The organism is Corynebacterium sp. sy039, from assembly GCF_007904105.1.
GTDB lineage: Bacteria > Actinomycetota > Actinomycetes > Mycobacteriales > Mycobacteriaceae > Corynebacterium.
Window position 1 is genome coordinate 1,755,829 of record NZ_CP042325.1, and the last position, 20,159, is coordinate 1,775,987.

The following is a 20,159-nucleotide window of genomic DNA, read 5'->3' on the forward strand; positions in this document are numbered from 1 at the left end:
ATGAATAATGGGTTCAGAACCACTATCCTACGAGCATTCTCCTCTATATATCCTTATACTCAGCAACTTGTTACACAGATGTTATACGCGTGCTCATTGCTTATTGCTCTGCGACGAAACCATCACGATAAATGAGCAGCCATACTCAAGAAATCTGGTCGCAACTGGGTATCACCACTTAAGGCCAGACGTGCAGCAAGCTGCCCAAAATAAGGCGCAAATTTCATACCAGTGCCCGACATTCCCACAGCAATGCTAAAAGACTGATCTGGTTGAGTATCAATAATTGCATGACCTGTGGAGGTAAAACCATCATGATGCATACTCAACCGTGCCACATCTGGATAGAAATCTGTCACTGTCTCTGCTACTCGTTGCGCAAAGGCGTTGAGCACCTGGTCGGATACCGTCGCAGGTATATCATCTGGATGTGTGGCACGTACCTCAGACAATAGTTCCGTGGAGAACTTGACACTAAACCCATCTATGCTGGGCGCGCCATAGATGTGGAAACTTGTCCCGTCAGCATGAGGCTTGTCGTAGAGAAAAATGGGCAATGTGTCAGGCAAGAATGCAGCGGGTGTTCGGGGCATGAACCACGTCAGTACGAGTGGTCGCACTGTAATGGCTGCACGCAATTCGGGGAATAATTCACCCGCCCACGATCCTAGGGTAAAAATAGCGTGTCGTGCTTTGACAGTGCCGCGATCGGTACGCAGCACAATGCCCTCACAGCCATGCTTATCGACGCCTATCACTTTGGTGTGTGTCCATAACTGTGCTCCATTGTTGAGCGCTTGTTGCGTGGCTGTTGCCACAGCTACCTCAGGTCGAATGGCGCCACCTTGTGGGTCGAGAATGCCGATGTCAGTGTCGTCAATGCTAAATTGTGGAAAGCGTTGCCGTAGTTGTTCAGCATTAAAGTATTCATGAGGTAATGCAAACTCGTCGATTGCCTCCTGCGTTGCGACTATAGTGCGATAATCAGCCGGACCGATACTTAAGGCACCAATGGGCAAAAAGACATCTCGCCCAGATTTTTCATTCAGATCCAACCACAATTGGCGTGCTTGTTGCGCAAAAGAGACGAATTCTTGTCCCTCTTTAAGTGCTACGCGAAAAAGTCGAGACTCCCCGGTATAGCTGCCACGAGTATGGATACGACCAAACTGCTCAATGCCTAAAATTGTGCTGCCCGCGGGCGCCAATTCTGATAATTGCCACAGTGCCATCGACCCCATTGTTCCCACACCTACAACGGCATAATCAACCTCTACCACCCTGCTAGGTTGCACGTCCATTTATGTTTTCTCCTTTTGGTTTTCTGCTTTTGCCAATCAACAATCAATTAGTTTTATGCCAATCTATGCCAATTCAGGGGTGTGCCATATGTTGAGCCATGTGCCAATGCCTAACTCACGCGCACGATCGTATACATAGGACGCCCAGGCAACATCTTCGACAGGCATACCGCCAACAGAGAAGATAATCACCTCTTCTTCGCTGGTACGCGCAGGTTTTTCGTTGGTAATGATCTGCCCTATATCCGTGACTATTCCAGGAGTAAGGTCACCGTCTTGTTCCATTTGTAGGAACTTCACTCCAATGATTCCAACGTCCTCGAAAGCCTGAGGGCTGTATTCTTCTAGCCATGCTTCATAGAGTCCTCTATTGTCTACCACCATGCGTACTTTTCCAGAGCTGAGGTATTCATTATTAAAGTTCGCACAACCCGGAGCTGTAATGAGAGCACCAGCTTTGATCCATTCAGCTTCAATCATGGGATAATTTGCAGAGCCTGCTGCAGCTGTGGAGCATACGCTGACTATATCGGAGTCACGCACTGCTTCTTCTATTGTTTCTGCCGTGATAATGGTAGTAAACTGCGGCAGTGTTTCTTTGACCCACGCGATAAAAGAACGAAGTGAATCTGCACCACGACCTTTAACTTTGAGAGTATTTAGCCCAGGTCGCGCGGCAACAAAAGCCTCGAGAGCTGTCTTGCCCATGACTCCAGGGCCAATAATGCTTACTACTTTGGCATCTTCTCGGGCTAAATACCGTGCGCCTACTCCGCTAATTGCGCCAGTGCGATAGGAGGACAATAGATTAGCGCTCATAATGGAAAGTGGTGCCCCTGTCACCGCGTCGTTAAGCACGAACATATGAATTGAGCGTGGTAAACCATGATTGCGATTTTCGACGTTAGAGCCATACCATTTCACGCCTGCTCGGTGGAAAGAACCGCCTAGATATGCTGGCATTGCCATGAATCGACGATCGGTCGCATCGAGCGGCATCTGTGGATGTGGGGAAGATTCTGGGAATACCACCATTGCCCCGTGTGAATTATTATTTTTCCCAGCCATGCGATAGTCCTCGACGCTAAGGCATCTAAAAACTTCTTCCATTGTGTCTACGCACGCTGGCATATCTGTTACGCCAGCGGCAATCATGTCTGGTTCGCTGAGGAATAAGGTATCGAGTCGAGTATGTGCTGAGGTCTGCGACATAATGGCTTTCCCCTTCTTTGTGTTCTTTTCATTTTGGTTATGCAACCTTGTGCTCTGCGTAGGTTGTGTAACTTAAACTTACCCATATTCTATAGGTTGATAGAATATGGGGGTAATAATATGCAATCTGGAGAATATCTTAAATATGCGGATCTTCCAGCACATTTATTAACTATCACATGACAGTTAAACGGGGGTGAGATCCTTTTGCCTATTGATCTATAGAAAAATCTATGTAGCATAACTCCCACAGAGCATTACCACCATGACTCATCATGTGCCCTCAAGCACTACAAGCCGACAAGCAAGGAATAGGACAAGAAGATGTCACTCAAACCTTTGCCACAGACAACAGCACGTATTACACCCCACAAAGCAAAAACATCAGAGCTGAATCAAGGAACACTAGGAGTAGGCTCTATCGTCTTCATGGTCATTGCCGCCGCCGCACCACTAACAGTGATCGGTGGCGCACTTCCCATTGGCATCGCAACTGGCAATGGTGCCGGCTACCCCGCCATGTACGCACTCAGTGGCATCGTTCTCATGGTTTTTTCCGTTGGTCTTGTCACAATGTCCAGGAGAATAAGCGAACCAGGAGCGTTCTTTTCTTATGTTGAATCCGCCAGTAACCGCCGCTGGGGAATCGGCACCGCTTTCCTAGCCATGCTCACCTATACTGTCGTGCAATTTGCAATATACGCCTACCTTGGCGCACAGCTATCACTTCTCCTCACCCACATTGGAGTTAATCTCCCCTGGTGGATACCAACACTAACGATTGTGGCTATCGTCGGTTTCCTAGGCTATCGCGACATTGAATTATCCTCCAAAGCTCTCGGCGCAGCGCTCATTGCAGAAATCGCCATAACGCTCATCGTCGTCGTTGGAATTATCCTCGCAGGCGGCTCTAACGGTTTAAGCGCAGAAACATTCACCCCACAAGCAATAATGTCCGGCACCCCAGGTGTTGGACTCATGCTGGCATTCGCAGGCTTTATTGGCTTTGAGTCCACAACAGTTTTTCGCAATGAAGCTAAAAACCCTGATCGCACTATTCCTCGAGCCACATACATAGCCATTGCGATCATTGGATTGTTATACACTCTTTCCGGCTGGGCTATCGTCGAGGCATGGGGTGCAGAGAACATTGCTGCCATTGCAGCGGAAAACCCCGAAGAAATGGTCATCATCACCGCTACCCGATATGTTGGCCCCTGGGCAGGAGTAGCAGTGCAAATTCTCTTACTCACCAGCCTATTTGCCGCAGCTTTATCCTTCCACAATGTCCTGACCCGCTATCAACACGCAATCGCGAAAAAAGGATGCCTGCCACAATCAGTATCCCTAGTCCACCCTATCCACAATTCACCGCATATTTCTTCGCTGCTACAAACACTGACTATTGTTGTATTCACCCTGTGCTCACTTATCGCAGGCCTTGACCCAGTTCTAGAGATATTCACCTGGTTTAGTGGACTAGCAACTTTCGCCATCGTGGTACTCATGATCATGGTAGACATCGCCATCATCAAGTATTTCCGCTCTCATCCAGCCGGCAAAGATCCCTTTTTCCACCGCATTGGTGCCCCTTGTCTCTCCCTTATCGGACTCAGCGTGGCATGCTTTTTCATCACCGCAAATCTCGTCAGTCTCGTCGGCGGCGACAGTCAAGTTGCCTGGGCACTAGCCTTATCTGTACCACTGAGCGTCGGCAGTGGTTGGCTATGCGCTGCCCTTACTCCAGATCCCACTATGCAGCTTCTCACCCCCGAGGAACTCCCAAAAAACTACGCCAAACACGCATAATTTGACTAGCTATACGACGCTCCCCACAGTCCTGAACAGGTGATTTTACTTTAACCGTCACATGAGTTATATTTTTCTTCGTTGTAAAACACTCTATGGGCGCAAGCTCTTGAAATTTTGCAGCATTGCGCCATTAGCTCAATTGGCAGAGCAACTGACTCTTAATCAGTGGGTTCGGGGTTCGATTCCCTGATGGCGCACTCAAGAAAAGACCTTAGCTGGAATTATTCCGTTAAGGTCTTTTGCTTTCCCACTTTTCTCTTTATCTTATCCTTTTCACCATGCACTTATATTGTATAAAAGTGCTTTATTTTTTCATTAAGGAAAAAAGTAAGAATTGTTTTTGTAAAAAAAGCCATTTTTTTACAAAAAGGAACATTATTCAGTATTCTTTATAGTGAAAATAGTCAATTATGCAGATTTTATGGAGGGAGTAACGATATGTCGCACAACTACCGCCCCCTCAAAACAATTTTTCACGAAACACGTACAAATACATACGCTGTAGTAGACGATGCGCTAAGTAAACGACGTGAATCTGCGTCGACGATGAAGTGGAACTACCACATAAAAGACGAACCTATTTTTGTCATGATGACGACACAAATATGCCGCATAATAGATGAAATATGGCAGCAGGAACTCAAAATTTCACAGCTCTGGGACACCTTGCCGCTCGCTGCACAGCAACACTACATCTATACCCTCATGATCAGTGAGATCATAGCTACCAATGAAATCGAAAATATCCACTCCACACGAAAAGACATAACAGATGCTCTAGAACTTGCCCGGACATCTCCCCAAACTCACAAGCCTTTCCAAGAAATGGCACATACTTTCCTCATGCTTTTTGGGGCAAGTGAAAGCAATACACTACGCTACCCTCGCACTATGGCAGAGCTACGACAGCTATACGACGAACTTCTCGCGGAAGAAATTGCTGACCATGATATGCCAGATGGACATTTTTTCCGTGCCGATTCAGTCTATATTTCTAACGCACAAGGAACAGTCCATGCCAGTGTAACCGATGAAGCTCATATCATCAACAATATGCATTCCATGCTAGATTCTGCACAGGATAACCAGGGATCTTGTCTTGTTAATGCAATGGTTGAGCATTTCATGCTAGAACACACTCACCCGTTCTATGACGGAAACGGTCGCTTTGGGCGTTTTCTCCTCAGCCTGCGTTTAGTTTCTTTATTATCTGCACCAACCGCATTGTCACTTTCTGCACAACTCCTTGAGAAAAAAGCACTGTATTATAAAGCGTTTCAGGACGCTGAGCATCCACTCAATCATGCTGAACTAACTTTTTTTGCAGAAAAAATGTTACTGTTCACACGTGAGGCACAAACCCGCCTCTACAAAGAGCTACGTGAGAAAAAAGCGTCTTTCGAGATTCTGCAATCCCAGCTACAAGAATTACAATCTGCTGGCACCATTGCATATGACAAATACCAATCCGCTATCCTTTTCATTCTCGGTCAAGCCTATCTATTCGGACCTCGCTCCGGAGTCAAACTAGAAGATATTGCGCACAATCTAAAACGGACAAAACATACTATTCGCCCTTACCTGAACGAACTACAGCGAAAAGGTCTGATAGATATTATCGAAAAACGACCACTCATTTTTCAGCTATCCCAACAAGGAATTACCAAATTAGGGTTGTAAAATCCATTGACTTCCTACCCCAAGATAGCCACCATCAACTACACTACTGTGCATGAGAGCCTTAGTTATCGTCGATGTCCAAAAATGATTTTTGCCCTGGCGGTTCCCTTGCCACCGAACGCGGTGGACAAGTTGCACACGATATTGCCCAACTAATCGACACCCACGCTGATCGTTATAGCCACATCATTGCCACCAAAGACTGGCATATCGACCCAGGGGCACATTTCAGCGAAACCCCCGACTACAAGGATTCTTGGCCTACCCACTGCGTCGCCAATTCTGCAGGTGCACAATTTCACCCTAGCCTAGAGCGACAAGCGCACCGTATTGAAGAAACATTCCGCAAAGGTCAATACAGTGCTGCATATTCCGGCTTCGAGGGAACTAGCGCCTCAGAAGAACAACCCTTAGCCCAATGGTTACGCACAAGAGGTGTTGAGATTATTGATGTCGTCGGCATTGCAACTGATTATTGCGTCAAAGCCACTGTACTCGACGCTCTAGCCCAAGGATTAGAAGTGCGTATTCTCAGCGATCTATGTGCACCCGTGTATGAAGAAACCGCCCAAGACGCCATCGCAGAAATGCTCAATGCAGGGGCACAAATAGCTTAAGGCGCCCCTCATCACAAGGAGCGCCTATGCCAACAGTCAATATGAGAAAGGCTTAGCGATTAGCCAATAGCTTCTGGATTTCTTTGAGATCCTTGCGCTTCTTACGAGAACGTGCCACACCAATAACAATGAGAGCTGCTACAGCAGCACCAACACCTGCAAGAATTTTCTGTACTTGAGGATCTTGTATTTTAGTGGTCGCCTGGCTCTTAGCATCTTGGATAAGATGCTGTGGTTTGCTGCGATCTGCAATCTCATCTAAGGTGCTCGCAAGCTGCTTACGAGTACGCTCAATATCGCGTTGAATATCTTCAATATTGCGTGCCACGGATTTTCTCTCCTCAGTAAAACGTTTTTCTCTGGTTCCACATTACCGTAAGAACACACATCTGCGCTGTCTCAGAAACGAAAAATATCTGTGTTTCTCAAAATCCGCTACACCACGCTATGCGTTATTGTTGAAATATGGACAACGCAAATCGATTAGAACAAGGCGACAAAGCACCCGAGTTCACCCTCCCCAATGACTCTGGCAGCACCACTTCTTTGGCAGATTACGCAGGCAAACGCGTTCTCGTGTACTTCTATCCTCGCGCTAATACCCCTGGTTGCACCAAAGAAGCCTGCGATTTCCGCGATAACTTAACTGCACTCAATGACCTTGGCATAGACGTCGTAGGTATTTCACCAGATAAACCAGAAAAACTTGCCCAATTCCGCGAAGATCACCAACTCAATTTCCCTTTGCTTTCCGACGAAGACAAAAACATCATGAAAGCCTATGGCGCTTTTGGCGAGAAAAAGAATTATGGGAAAGTTGTGCAGGGTGTTATCCGCTCCACGTTCCTCATCGAACCAGACGCAACTATTGGTTTGGCTAGTTATAATGTAAAAGCTACTGGACACGTAGCACGGCTGATTCGCGATCTTAACAACTAGACTTACTCTAATGCGTATGAGCGAGAACAAGACACCCCCCGGGTCAGGGGCAGAAAATATCCTTCTGCCCCGACGTCGCCCTGCGCAACAACGTTCCCGCGAGCGCTTTTCTAAAATACTTATCACTGCGCGCCAAGTATTGGTGGATGTCGGAGTTGAGTCCTTTACTTTCGACGAAGTGGCAAAGCGCGCAGAACTGCCCATTGGTACGCTCTACCAATACTTTGCCAATAAATATGCTCTCATCTGCGAATTAGATCGAGAAGATACTGCTGCAACCTTGGAGCAAGTGCATCGCTTTGCCGAACAGGTACCAGGATTGCAGTGGCCCGACTTTTTGGATGAATTGATTGAACACCTCGCACAGATGTGGCATGCCGACCCATCTCGGCGCGCTGTATGGCACGCGGTACAATCCACACCTGCTACTCGTGATACTGCAGCTGCAACCCAACGCCCCTTACTCGACATTTTGGCGCAGGTGCTCACGCCTCTTTCCCCAGGCATGAGCGACGCTATGCGCGAAGAAATGGCACGGCTACTTATTCATACGGTAATTCCGCTACTCAATTATGCAGTGCATAATGCGACTGACGACGAATCCTTCAACCGTATCATCAGCGAAATTAAAAGAATGATCGTTGCTTATCTTTTTGCGGTTGCTACGTCTTAATGCTCAGTGTTCTGCTAGCTCTAGCACGCATACTGCCATTGCGTATTCACCGTCATGGCTGATACTTACCTGGGCTTGGTCGATGCCGCTTACCTGTGCAAGCTGCTTGGACAATCTAATCAGAGTTCTGCCATAGGCATCATTAGTGACGATGATCTGTGCCCAATCAATCTGGCTTAGCAGGGGTTTTTGTCCAAAGCGTGACTGCGACCATGCTTTCACAAAAGCCTCTTTTGCTGCCCATTTCCCTGCCAAGGATTCTTCACGCTGTGGTTTCTGCGCCGCTAGTCTTAGTTCTAGGGGGCTAAAAACCTTGGCGAAATGCGACCCTGGCATAGCCAATTGCTCAGCAAAAGCAGGGATATGCACAATATCAGTGCCAACAAACACACTCATGATTTTTAGAATAGGAGACGCACGGTGCGTGTGCTTACACAGCACACGCTTTTATCCGTCTTCTTTTTCTTGCTCTTATATTTCCCTTATGTCCTTAGGTTGTACTCCTATTGGTTCCCTATGGCTGTGCACGCAGCACACCATCTTGCAAGCGGGTATGCGTGCTCAATAGCATTTCACTTTCATATTGTTGTGTTTTATGCGACGGTGTCCCGGTGCTGGCAACAGCACCAAGATTACGGTTAACTGGACGTTCATAGAGCGCAGCACCACCATACATCGCAGATAATATCCGCAAATAACCAGCATAAAGCCGTTGTTGTGCCTGCTCATAGTGCCGCGTTGCTGCTGTTTCTCCTTGCTCTTGTCTTAGTGCTTCATAGAATGCCTCCGCATGCACAATTGCTACTAATGCAGAGACGTGACCGAAACCAAGAGAAGTAAGCAAACCGGCTTTTGGTGGGTTGTGGGCTAAATTGAGTGGTTGACTCAACCATACCAAGTACTCGTACTCTGCCAGCGCTGGATCGACGCAATCCAAACTATAATTTGCTGGGACAAGCGCCGAGTTAAGCACTTGTGTCAGACCGATTGCTTGGAATGCGGCGGCACCACCTTTGGCATGACCGGTCACAGTTTTTTGCGAAATCACATAAAGCGGATTGCCTTCGCTTCTGCCTAGTGCTCGGGCAAGTCGCTCGTGCAATTGCGACTCATTAGGGTCATTTGCCGTGGTAGAGGTGTCATGCTTGGACACTATCGCTATATCATCTGGGTGAACTCCCAACTGGGCAAGCCCACGATATAGCCGCGATTGCTGCCCACCACGTGCTGCACCTAATGCTCCCAAACCTGGTGCTGGGATTGATGTGTGTGCACCATCGGCAAAGGATTCCGCATAAGCAATGACTCCTAAAACAGGAAGTCCCAATTGTGCTGCAAGCCGTGCCCTCGCTACCAATATCGTGCCTCCACCAGCTGATTCAATGAAACCAGCTCGTCTGCGATCATTGGCGCGGGAAAAATAGCGGTCTGGGATACCTTTATCGCGTAACTGTTGGGAGTCAGCTGTTGCTGCCATATCACCAAAGCCAGTGATTCCTTCCACAGAGAGATCATCAAAACCACCAGCGACGACAAAATCAGACTTGCCAAGTGCAATTTTATCTACGGCTTCTTCAAGGGATACTGCTGCGGTAGCGCAGGCTGCCGTCGGGTGTACCATTTGACCATAGCCACCAATGTAGGATTGCATGACATGAGCTGCGATAACATTGGGTAATGCCTCTTGCAGAATGTCATTTTGCCGTGCGTTGCCCAATAGTCCATCGATATAAAGCGAGTGCATTGCGCTGGTACCGCCTAAGCCGGTGCCTTGAGTAGATGACACTGCACCAGGGTGTACATGAGCTAATAATTCTGCTGGGCTAAAACCAGAGGATAAAAACGCATCGACGGTACACACAAGGTTCCATACGGCTAACCGATCCAGATTATCAATCATATCTGCTGGTATGCCATAGACTGCTGGGTCAAAACCTTCTGGAATCTGCCCACCAACAAATCGACTCATTGCCATACGACGCGGCACCTGGACAGCAGAACCCGCTTTTCTCGTCACACGCCATTCATCAGTATCTGCTTCATACACAACCTGAGTCGACTCAGGCGCAGAATTGACAAAGCTGTAGGCTTCTTCCTCAGTAGAAACGCTAAACGATAGATCCTGATCAAGATAGATTGTGGTCAATTCTGGGGCAAGGTTCGACACCATATCACCATCATCATGGTATTGGCGCACCCCTACTCGACCTAATACTTCCTCACGGAACCGAGGATAAATGTCACTTTCTGCAATGTACTCGTCGTTGCGGTCATACCAACCAGGTTCGGGGTTAGTATCCCAATGGATAAGCCCCATAGACCACGCCAGTTCTGCAACACCAGCTGCACTGAGTTCCCCGCTCATTTCTGCCTCAAAGCGCGTCCGCGATGAACCCCACGGTCCTAGTTCCCCAGCCCCAACAATCACGATCATATCGTCGAGAGACTGCGTTACTTGTCCAGAGAAATCTGGACGAACCATGTCGAATTTAGCCATATTAGGCAATGCAGGCAACAGTCGTGACTGCGTATTGTGTTCCTCGTGAGCATCCTGGGTGTCTGTTCCATTGGATGCACTACGCATTTTCTGAGCTAGACCTGCTAGGTCTATGTCTTTTTCTGCCAATCCACCAGTGTAGTCAGCAACTATTGGCATGGTGGCTGCCTGGGTACGCGCCTGGGCAGTAACATTGTCCATGATATTGCGCGCCATTTCATCGGTACTATATGTGCGCACTCCTTGAGCTTCTACTGCCGCGACCAGCGGATCGTTGCCCGCCATAAGACCTGTACCGCGTACCCAACCAATGAGAATATGCGCTATCGACGTACGCTCACGCCATAATGGTTCTGCGTGCCAGCGCTGCACGAGAGCGTCGAGAGCTGCTTTGGCTTCACCATAAGCTCCATCGCCACCGAACTTGCCACGATTAGGTGAACCCGGTAACACAATGTGGAGCGTGCCATGCACATTTGTGTCTGCACCTAGTGCCGCCAATTGTGCAATAAGCCGCTCAACTCCCCAGAGCAACACGCGCATTTGTGATTCTGCTTGTGGCCCTGCATCTGCGAGGGTGCCATGTACCTTTGGGGCTGCAAATGGGAATAGTAGTGTTGGGTATAAGGCTGGCTTAATCAGCTGCGAACTGCCATTGACGGTGTGGCGTTGCTGTGTGCCAATCCATTGGGCAAGTGCATCAATATCACGATAAGAAGCAATGTTGGCAGGAACAACCCATAAACACGCTGAGCCACGTGCATTTTCTCGATAAAGCTGCTTGTAGAAATCCATGCGTTCATGGCTAAGCGAAGATGTTGTCGCAATCACTGTTGCGCCTTGGGCAAGCAACTGCGCTACTACTGCTGCAGCAATGGAGTGCGGCGATGCACCAGTGACCACGGCAACGTCTTCACTGTGGGGTAATGCTTGGGTATCTTGCGCTTGGGCAGCTAGCTCATGCAAACCAAAATATGCTGCTTGTGCTGCGGCAGCTTTTCCAGCACCGGTAATATCCACGGCAGATGCTGCTAATTCACCAAGGGCAACGCGGCTGATATCTTCTCGTGCTGATGCCCACCTGTCGTCTAGTTGAACTGCTTTCTCAGGTTGGAAACATGGTTGGGTTTGTCGTATCCAATCCGTACCAAGTTCTTGTGTAACAGCCGCATAGAGCTGGGCATTTTCCTCATCTCGCGTGCGGTCGTGGACTTCGGACTGTGCTGCACTGGGATCGGTTAATCCTAGTGCACGCAATAATGTACGTGCAGTGTGTGCTAATACTCCTTTGTCGCCGGTTATGGCAGATAGTGCCTCGGTGGAAATAACCTCATGGGCGCTGTTTGTGGCAGGTGCAGTTGCTGGTGCGACGCTTACCCCAAGGCGAACAGCGATAGTGTTGATCGCTGCGTCGATAAGCTGGTCTAGTTCTTGGGTGTTCTTCGGAGCAACTGGTAGTAACGTAGCTAATTCGCCACCGCGCAATGACGCGCCTTCGCGCGTGGCTATGGTTAGTTCTGCATGAACATTGTCTATCCACCCTTGTCCTAATTGCCACACTGTGCTGATACGCTCTGCAATGTAGTGGGGACGTTGTGAAGCAGGTCCGGTGAGTCTGCGCAATGCATCAGAAATTGCATCGCCAAGCACAGAACCAAATGGTTGATAGCCTTTTGCCATGCTCGCCACTGTCTGAGCAAGCTCATCTAGTGGAGCGTCAGCTGCACCATCGATAGCGCCAAGATTAAACTCCACGCCGAGGTCTAGGAGCAGCTGGTTGCGTCGAGATGATACGCCTTCGACGAGCGTCTCAATAGAGTCAGCTGCTGTTATTTGTTCAGGACGCACTTTTGTCCATAGTGCTACGAGCATACGCGTCGCATCGGCAATACTAAATTCAATATCAGCTGGTGGTGACGCTGGTGCAGCAGGCGCGGGCTCTGCTTGCGGAACTACCTGGGCATAAGCACTAGGTTCTTGTGCAATGTTGTGTGCTGTTTCAGCAGTGTCATCGTGGGGTGTTGTATTTTCTATCACGCGTAGTTGTTCATCTTTGGCAAAGATGCGCAGCTGATCTCGTTCTACATTGAGCACTTCTAACTCTGGCTTTTCGACGCTATGCTCAGGCAGGCTAAGCGTCTGCCCCATTAAGTTGGCAAGTGTTGGTGCTGATCCCACGCCTACTTCAATGTAGTGTTCGATACCTAGCCCACCTTGTTCCGGGGCACGCATGACGAGTTCTTGAGTCTCAATCCAGCGCACTGGTGAGGCAAATTGCCATGCTAAAAGCTCAATGAGTATGAGTCGCCCTAAGGCAGTGGGGTTGCTCAGGTGTGCGTCGAAATGCTTATGTACCTCTGCCAGGATGGGGGAATCAACAACGTCGAGTATGGCGGCTACGAACTCTTTACTGAGTGCGAAAGGACGCGCCACCAAGTTAGGAATATACCGATCTACTAGGACTGAGAGGTCAAGATCTGCGGGAATTAGCTGGTCGAGGTGTTCTCGGAAATCATCTACGCCCCCAAGCAAATGGCTGGAGTGGAACGGCACATCAATACCAGGGATAAGGATAAATGCGCGTTCGCCAGGTGCTCGTTGTTGGGTTTTTTCTTCTAAAATTTTCAGACCACGGTAGGTTCCTGCCACGGCGTATTGTCGACCAGCGACGTTATAGTTAACGATCTCTAAAAACTCACCAGATTCGGCGGCAATACCACGCACGTAATCAAATACTTCTGCAGCATTTAACCCCATCTTGTGTGGTCGCAACGCAGCCAGCCCAAAATTAGAGTTACCAGCTGCATCTCTTTCCACCAGTCGGTGCATAGTAAGCCCTCGACGATACACAATGGCAAGAATTGCCTCAAGAGGAATAACCTGCGCATAGGCAGCAAGCGCATTGTATTCACCAACGGAATGACCAGCAAAACACGCTTGTTCATCAAGCACCTGAGCCTCGCGTAATTGCGCCACCTGTGCAATCGCTAAGGTAGCCATTGCTACCTGGGTAAATTGGGTTAGGAACAACACGCCTTGAGGGTGCGCAAATTTTTCGCCGTCGACGATCACCTCGTGCGGATTATTCTGCACAATTTCTAGCACAGAGAAGCCAAGCTGTGTGCGTGTGTAGAGATCTGCTTGATCCCATAGGGAACGCGCTGCTGCTGATTCTTGGCGTGCTGCCATACCCATGCCTTGGGATTGGATGCCTTGACCAGGGAACACATACATGGTCTTGGGGGCTGCCATGATGGCGGTGGCTTTGAGAACTATTTTCTCCCCATTGTCTACTGTGATGGTGATTTCGCGTATCTCACCATATCCTGGGCGAGTATCGAATCCCACGCGATATACCTCTACTTCGAGCTGCTGCCCTGGCAGAATTGGTGCCAGCATAGTGCTCTTGTACTCCCGTATCTGTGCTGGTGCAGTGCCATGTTCACTATCGCCTGAGGTTGCTACTAATTGGGCAATCGCCGAGGTCCACATACCGTGCACAATAACGCCTTGAGATAATCCAGCTAGGCGAGCTGCAATATCGCTGACGTGTATGGGATTGTGGTCGCCAGATACCGCGGCAAAAGGTGCCATAGAACTTGGTGCGTTTAGCACTGCATGGGCACGCACAGCACGCGGGGTCTGTACTTGGTGCGTGGTTTTTTCTTCTTCAGGTAATGCGTGTTTTCCTTTACGACCACGCACAATAAAGCGTTCTGTGAGCCTTGCTACTGTTTCTTGTTCTTGGCTTTCTTGTCCGTCTTGGTGGTCTTTGCGACCTTCACTGTCGTTATCATCTTTATTATTTTTGCCAACAGTAAGTTCAGCACGAACTTCTATTAACCGCCCCAAGGCAGTATCTGCTACGTGTTCAACATGAGCAGATACGTCGATATTGCTGTGCTGTGTTGGTACTTGTTGGCACATTTCTATGCGGTGTTCTAGATGGACGAGTGACAACATTCCTTCTGAAACTCGTGCATCTGTTTTCCCTGGTATGTGTGCTTCTTTCACTGCGGCGAAAATTGCCGGCCATGCTAAACCTACGAGCACATCAGGAGCAGTGGTTGCTGGACTGAGTGAATGTGGCAAACAGGAAGCTAGTACATTGTGGTAGTCAGCGCGTGTGGTGTCGTCGAAAGTGGCACGCCAATGCACGTGCCCGGTCTGTGTATCAACCTCACCGAGGGTACCGCCGGCAGCAATGCGGATAAGCTCATCCATTGCTTGCTCAGCGTCAGTAGTGGTAACAACTGGAACCGCATTTCGTGGGCTGGTTGCTAATAGCTCAAGGCGAATTTCTAGCTCTGGCGTAGCCTGTTGAGCGTTTACCTGGCTTGGGCGGTGCAGTGGAATACGAAGGAGTGCGTGCTCTGCGTCTTCTATGGTCAATTGTGCGCCGGTTCCAGCGTGATAAGCCTCCTGGGCTGTGTTATCAATGCGCCAAGTATCTGGAGCACCGATAAGAGCAGTAAGGGAGGACATATGTCGTCCAGCCCAATAGGTGCCTGTTGCATGGATAATCCGCTCGAGGATTGTGGTTTCTTGCTGCTGAGGAGCTACACCTTGTTGTTCTAGGGCTTGAATTGTATTGCGATTAAAGCGTGCAAATAATTCAGCTACTGGCTCATTGAGTTGTGTGATTCCAGAAACCGCGGCAATTCCTGGGATAATCGCTACTTGATCAGCATCATAGCGATCATCGTGGGATTGCCACAATGAGTCAGATCGCCACCAACCACGCACATCTTTGTCAATGATTGGCACAAAGTTCACTGGTTTTCCTGCTGACCTGGCAAGCTGCAAGAACCAGGCGCGATCCGCAGGGTGCAAAATATGCGTGGTGTCGTACATTGCTGTGAGCTTTTCGACGATATCTCGTGGATCATCGTCAGCACTGAGGGTTATTGCAGCTGCAAAACTGCCATGATCGACGTCGCTAAGCCGCGATTGGGTGCGGTCAATCATGCGGCTAAAGCGAGTGAACCAGCTGTGATCCTGCCATGTGTTTGTTCCTGCTTGGGGGCCGGAGAGTTCGAGATAACGCTCAAGCCATTGGGCATAGGTCATGGAGTCGAGGTCACCAAAATAAGGTTTAGCAGTTTTATTGATTGCAGCAATGATCTCTGCTTTTCTTTGCGCAATGCTTTCTGCGTCGCCTGCAAGCTCATCAAGCAAGCGTCCTGCTTTGGCAAAGGAATTGTCTATTTCGTGGATGTCAGCACCAAGTTGGGAGCGCCCAGAGGTCATTCCGCCTCGTGATTGCCCTGGACGAACCCATGTATCACTGCCTTGGGTAGCGACCAGTAATTCTTTTACGCTATGGCTTGTTTTTGCTTCTTTTGTTGCCATAGCAGCGGTACCAAGAAGAATGCCGTCTACTGGCATGGCGGGAAACTCATACTTCTTAGCCCACTCGCCGGTGAGATAGTGGCTTGCTTGTTCTGGTGTGCCGATACCGCCTCCGACGCAAAGAATGAGGTTTTCTTGTTCTCGAATATCGCTATATGTAGCCAGGAGTAGATCGTCTAGGTCTTCCCATGAGTGGTGACCACCTGCTTTACCACCTTCGACCTGCATGATAATAGGTAGTTCTGGGGTGGCTTTGGCAATCGCAATGACCTGCTGAATTTGTGTTATTGCACCAGGCTTAAATGCTATCCAGGAAAAGCCTCGTGCTCTTAAATCACGCAGGAGTGCCACTGCTTCATCTTTATCTGGAATACCAGCGCTAATGACGATTCCGTTAATTGGTTTTCCTTGAGCTCTGGCTTTAGGGATGAGTGCTTTTCCGGCGATATGTAGTTGCCATAGTTTTGGATCTAAGAACATGGAGTTGAATTGTGCATTCACTCCGGGTTGTAGAAGCTGGGTTAATTTTTCCAGATTGTGTTGCGCTATTTCCGGAGTTACTTGACCGCCACCAGCAAGCTCTGCCCAATGTCCAGCATTGGCGGCAGCGGCAACAATTTCTGGGTCTACCGTTGTCGGGGTCATGCCAGCTAATAGGATGGGGCTACAACCAGTAAGTTCGGTGAATTTCGTTGCCAGACGAACCTCGGTGTTTTCATCGTCACGGACAAGTCGTGGCAAAAAGTTACTGTAGGGTTGAGCTACGTGTGGTGCGGCACCTACGTCGAAAAGCTGCTGTTGTCCTTTTTCTGTGCTCACGCATAAGGAGCGGGCACCTGTGCCAATCAACAACGCATTGGTGATTTTCTCTACCCCGGTATCAGGTCCTACGTCGAGGAACCACCGGATGCCTTGACGCTGAGCGTGTTCGACGGTCTGCTGCCAATCAACAGGGGTGAGCATCACCGCTTGTGCTGCTTGACGAGCAAGTTCGTAATCAACGCCTATGTGCTTAGCCCAGGCTACTACTTGCTCAACTCCCTCAAGCATTGCTGGGTGATGAAACCCAGCGGAGATATTCAAGGGAGTGATTTTTGGCTTAACTGTGTACTGCTCCCCATACTGCGCTAGGTAGGCAATGACCTTCTCATTGTCTTTTGGTCGACCTACTATTACATATTTTTTGCGCCCATTGCATAGCCCAATGACAGGACGTATCTGCTGGTCAGTGTGCGCACAACTTTCTTCGATAGCGTGCACTAGCTGTGTCCGAGAGATCCCGTCGACAGCGATCATAGGTACAGCACTGCCTACCTGCACTAATCCCGTTTGTTGTGCTCTGCGGGTGATCGCAGCTCCAATAAGCTGGGCGATTGCTAAAATTTCTGCTTTGCGTTCTGGCTGTTCATAGGCATAAACCGCCAATACTCCCTGCGAATGACCCAGTGCACTGACCGCTTGGGCGCTCGGCAGACCTTGTGCTTCCAAGAGGGAAAGAAGTGCAATCTGACTCAGATAAATACCTGGTACGCTACTGGCCGCATGATTCACATAGTCGGGCACATGATGTTCCTGTTCTTGGGTACGCCATGCCCATTGGATTGGTTGAAAACCATGTGGTCGTATCCTGAGCAATTCTCCAGCAACGGGAGCTAATAATTCATGTGCACTTTCGACGATTTCCGAGAGTTCTTTATCTGCGCCCTGGGCTAAGCACTGCGCTAGGGTACCCAACCACGGAACACCTTGACCAGCAAATACAAGTGCATATGGGTGCTGGACAAAAGTGTCTATCAAGCGATAATTCCAAGAGCTATCGACCAATTCGGTTATCTTAGAAGTTGCCACGATATTGTTCTCCTATTGAACGTTGAGCGCACATAAATATCTTATGCTGCTACTTAGTTTAGTTCCCCTCTGTGATCCAGCAGATTCATGCTGAGTTCCCCCATTGTTAGCACACGAGTACGACATATGGAGCAAACACCACAAAAAGTTTTCCATATGAAACATTTTGCCAAAACATGAGGAAAGTGTCATATATTTTGTTTCTTCCACCTAAGTATTACCCCCGTCAATGCGCTCAACAGGGAGAATGATCAGCAGTCTGATACCCCAACGCGCTTTCATGCCCTACATATTCCACGGCTTTACCCATTGCCCCTTAATTTATCCCCTTTTACCCCTTAACCCCCAAAGGTTGCTCAACGAGATATTGAGCAACCTTTTTATTGTGCGCCTGGAGAGACTTGAACTCTCACGCCCTAAGGCACTGGAACCTAAATCCAGCGCGTCTGCCAATTCCGCCACAGGCGCATGAGCAGAAAGTCTACCGCATTTCCATAAGTTTTACTAATGCACACGTCATAAGGGTTTTCTTAGAGAAAAGCAGATTGTAAGTCTATGAAAGTTGAGAAAAATCAAAGCAAAAAATTTTGATAAAAAGCATTGACCAAACTGCAAAATAACAATATGCTGGTTTCATCGATCTCAGCCGTTGACCCTCCAGCTACGTGGAGAGCGCCGGACGACTGAGGTCAAACCATTTTGATATAACTCAGCAGCACCCAGTACAGCTCTTTTCTAAATTAAGAGTAGACTTGTCTCTCGTGAGTTCTGCATACCCTAGCGATAGCGATTCAGTGCCACCACGGCGGTTTAAGGTGCGACTATGGCATCTGCTGTTCCTTATGGTGCTTGTTACTGCCACTATTTTCTTGGCATGGTGGCAATGGACTCGTTTTCGCTCTGGTTCTGGCACCTTCCAAAATCTTGGCTACGCCCTACAGTGGCCTTTCTTCGGCGCATTTTTTGTCTACGCTTATCGCAAGTTTGTTGAGTACGAAAATATCCGTTATCAGCAAGATATCCAAGATGAGCAGGAGTCTACGGAGCATGACTCTACTGCAGCGACTACCCTAGCCCGTCGCAAGTCAGGCGATGAAGCCGATGACCGTTTTACTGAGTTATTGCCTCAGCGCCAACAGCTCAGCGTCGAAGAGTTTAATGCGTTGAATAAGCCGCGTCGTGGTCATAGTAGCGGAACCTAATCACCTCATATCCATTTTTCAAGGAGCACTCAACATGACTCATCAGATTCACCCTGAACGCAAGCGCCGTGTCCGCCAAGCACTCTCTTTCTTTTCCATTGCTGCTTGGTGCACTGGTATCTTTTTGCTCATTCTCGTAGCGCGCATGATTGCTGAATATATTTTCCATATGGACTTACCCACATGGACAAAATATGTAGCCCAGGTTCACGGTGGTTTGTATATGATCTATCTGGTCACCACACTCAATCTAGGTACCATTGCACGGTGGCAGCCAACCAAATGGCTGATCACCGCAATCGCTGGCACAATCCCATTTTTATCTTTCTTCGTGGAGCATTCACGCCGCAAAGAAATCACCCAGGCGTTTCAGCTAGACAGCTAGGCATCTAGTCTGCGCTTATCTCCTGCTGCGCTAGCTTTTGGATTATCGGAATGAGTTGGCGCAATGCTCGCCCTCGGTGCGATATTTCATTCTTCTCCTCGCTACTGAGTTGAGCTGAACTGCGCTGGGTACCCGCAACGTCCTCTTCTGCTGGCACAAAAAGTGGGTCATAGCCAAAGCCATTTTCACCAGATTCTTCGCGTAAAATTCGCCCTTCCCAGCGTCCTTCCACCACGTGCTCTGCACCATCAGGAGTAACCAAAGCACATACCGAAACAAAAGCAGCTTGTCGACGCTCATCTGGAACATCAGCTAACTGATCCAAAAGTAAAGCATTATTGGACTCGTCTGTATGCCCTGCCCCTGACCACCGCGCGGACAAAATACCAGGCATTGCATTCAAGGCAGCCACTTCTAAACCAGAATCATCTGCAACACTGATCAGACCAGTGTGTGCCACCCCTGCACGTGCTTTGATGAGCGCGTTTTCGGCAAAACTGCTGCCGTCTTCTTTGGGTTCTGGATAGCTGGCAACGTGTGACAGTGGAACTACTGTTACTCCGTTAATGCCTGCACCATCAATGATATTTTGCAGCTCAATAAGTTTCTTTTTGTTATTCGACGCTAATAGAATCTGCACA

12 protein-coding genes, 2 tRNA genes and 1 pseudogene are annotated in these 20,159 nt (G+C 48.8%); 8 read left to right on the forward strand and 7 right to left on the reverse strand.

The features are described 5' to 3' along the window. Positions 1 to 122: 122 nt before the first annotated feature. Both FQV43_RS07930 and FQV43_RS07935 read right to left on the reverse strand, forming a co-directional pair. A complete protein-coding gene (locus tag FQV43_RS07930) occupies positions 123 to 1,301 on the reverse strand; it encodes an FAD-dependent oxidoreductase (protein WP_144273368.1) in 1,179 nt (392 codons plus the stop codon). Positions 1,302 to 1,364: 63 nt separating this feature from the next. Continuing rightward, entirely contained in the window at positions 1,365 to 2,513 is a 1,149-nt protein-coding gene (locus tag FQV43_RS07935) for a tyramine oxidase subunit B (RefSeq protein ID WP_144273369.1), read from the reverse strand. A 324-nt stretch (positions 2,514 to 2,837) separates the two neighbouring features. Here FQV43_RS07935 and FQV43_RS07940 point away from each other — a divergent pair, with 324 nt between their 5' ends. From FQV43_RS07940 to FQV43_RS07955, 4 genes and pseudogenes are all read left to right on the forward strand, one after another. Then, on the forward strand, positions 2,838 to 4,322 hold the full coding sequence (locus FQV43_RS07940; RefSeq protein WP_146339881.1) for an APC family permease: 1,485 nt from the start codon (positions 2,838 to 2,840) through the stop codon (positions 4,320 to 4,322). A 127-nt stretch (positions 4,323 to 4,449) separates the two neighbouring features. Continuing rightward, positions 4,450 to 4,522, forward strand: a tRNA-Lys gene (locus tag FQV43_RS07945). Positions 4,523 to 4,763: 241 nt separating this feature from the next. Beyond that, positions 4,764 to 6,005, forward strand: coding sequence for a Fic family protein (locus FQV43_RS07950; RefSeq protein WP_146339883.1), 1,242 nt, complete (start codon positions 4,764 to 4,766; stop codon positions 6,003 to 6,005). Positions 6,006 to 6,057: 52 nt separating this feature from the next. Then, positions 6,058 to 6,622, forward strand: a pseudogene (locus tag FQV43_RS07955) (isochorismatase family protein). A gap of 52 nt (positions 6,623 to 6,674) precedes the next feature. On the opposite strand, the gene FQV43_RS07960 reads toward FQV43_RS07955, so the two are convergent. Then, entirely contained in the window at positions 6,675 to 6,950 is a 276-nt protein-coding gene (locus FQV43_RS07960; protein WP_144273373.1) for a DUF3618 domain-containing protein, read from the reverse strand. A 137-nt stretch (positions 6,951 to 7,087) separates the two neighbouring features. Here FQV43_RS07960 and bcp point away from each other — a divergent pair, with 137 nt between their 5' ends. Together bcp and FQV43_RS07970 are read left to right on the forward strand one after the other, a co-directional pair. Further along, the gene (gene bcp / locus FQV43_RS07965) at positions 7,088 to 7,561 is read left to right on the forward strand and encodes a thioredoxin-dependent thiol peroxidase (protein WP_144273374.1); all 474 of its coding nucleotides are present in this window, start codon (positions 7,088 to 7,090) and stop codon (positions 7,559 to 7,561) included. Positions 7,562 to 7,577: 16 nt separating this feature from the next. Further along, on the forward strand, positions 7,578 to 8,234 hold the full coding sequence (locus FQV43_RS07970) for a TetR/AcrR family transcriptional regulator (protein ID WP_144273375.1): 657 nt from the start codon (positions 7,578 to 7,580) through the stop codon (positions 8,232 to 8,234). 3 nt (positions 8,235 to 8,237) lie between these two features. Here the strand turns inward: FQV43_RS07970 and FQV43_RS07975 are convergent, their stop codons facing one another. From FQV43_RS07975 to FQV43_RS07985, 3 genes are all read right to left on the reverse strand, one after another. Continuing rightward, on the reverse strand, positions 8,238 to 8,630 hold the full coding sequence (locus FQV43_RS07975; protein WP_210415238.1) for a holo-ACP synthase: 393 nt from the start codon (positions 8,628 to 8,630) through the stop codon (positions 8,238 to 8,240). Between the two features lie 118 nt (positions 8,631 to 8,748). Next, positions 8,749 to 17,916 (reverse strand): fatty acid synthase subunit beta domain-containing protein, encoded by a 9,168-nt coding sequence (locus FQV43_RS07980; protein WP_371710941.1) that lies wholly within the window; start codon positions 17,914 to 17,916, stop codon positions 8,749 to 8,751. 401 nt (positions 17,917 to 18,317) lie between these two features. Beyond that, positions 18,318 to 18,399: transfer RNA gene (locus FQV43_RS07985), tRNA-Leu, on the reverse strand. Positions 18,400 to 18,773: 374 nt separating this feature from the next. Here FQV43_RS07985 and FQV43_RS07990 point away from each other — a divergent pair. Continuing rightward, on the forward strand, positions 18,774 to 19,133 hold the full coding sequence (locus tag FQV43_RS07990; protein WP_246847006.1) for a hypothetical protein: 360 nt from the start codon (positions 18,774 to 18,776) through the stop codon (positions 19,131 to 19,133). A gap of 34 nt (positions 19,134 to 19,167) precedes the next feature. Beyond that, positions 19,168 to 19,518 (forward strand): DUF3817 domain-containing protein, encoded by a 351-nt coding sequence (locus tag FQV43_RS07995; protein ID WP_146339885.1) that lies wholly within the window; start codon positions 19,168 to 19,170, stop codon positions 19,516 to 19,518. Between the two features lie 4 nt (positions 19,519 to 19,522). Here the strand turns inward: FQV43_RS07995 and rdgB are convergent, their stop codons facing one another. Then, positions 19,523 to 20,158 carry an RdgB/HAM1 family non-canonical purine NTP pyrophosphatase gene (gene rdgB / locus FQV43_RS08000; RefSeq protein WP_146339888.1) on the reverse strand — a complete coding sequence of 212 codons (636 nt, stop codon included), beginning with the start codon at positions 20,156 to 20,158 and terminating at the stop codon, positions 19,523 to 19,525. Position 20,159: the final 1 nt, after the last annotated feature.

Bases quoted from the DNA above. Each gene is read 5' to 3' on its own strand.
- FQV43_RS07995 (WP_146339885.1), top strand. From the start codon at position 19,168: ATGACTCATCAGATTCACCCTGAACGCAAGCGCCGTGTCCGCCAAGCA.
- FQV43_RS07940 (WP_146339881.1), top strand. From the start codon at position 2,838: ATGTCACTCAAACCTTTGCCACAGACAACAGCACGTATTACACCCCAC.
- FQV43_RS07950 (WP_146339883.1), top strand. From the start codon at position 4,764: ATGTCGCACAACTACCGCCCCCTCAAAACAATTTTTCACGAAACACGT.
- FQV43_RS07930 (WP_144273368.1), bottom strand. From the start codon at position 1,301: ATGGACGTGCAACCTAGCAGGGTGGTAGAGGTTGATTATGCCGTTGTA.
- FQV43_RS07935 (WP_144273369.1), bottom strand. From the start codon at position 2,513: ATGTCGCAGACCTCAGCACATACTCGACTCGATACCTTATTCCTCAGC.
- FQV43_RS07975 (WP_210415238.1), bottom strand. From the start codon at position 8,630: ATGAGTGTGTTTGTTGGCACTGATATTGTGCATATCCCTGCTTTTGCT.
- bcp (WP_144273374.1), top strand. From the start codon at position 7,088: ATGGACAACGCAAATCGATTAGAACAAGGCGACAAAGCACCCGAGTTC.
- FQV43_RS07970 (WP_144273375.1), top strand. From the start codon at position 7,578: ATGAGCGAGAACAAGACACCCCCCGGGTCAGGGGCAGAAAATATCCTT.
- FQV43_RS07990 (WP_246847006.1), top strand. From the start codon at position 18,774: ATGGTGCTTGTTACTGCCACTATTTTCTTGGCATGGTGGCAATGGACT.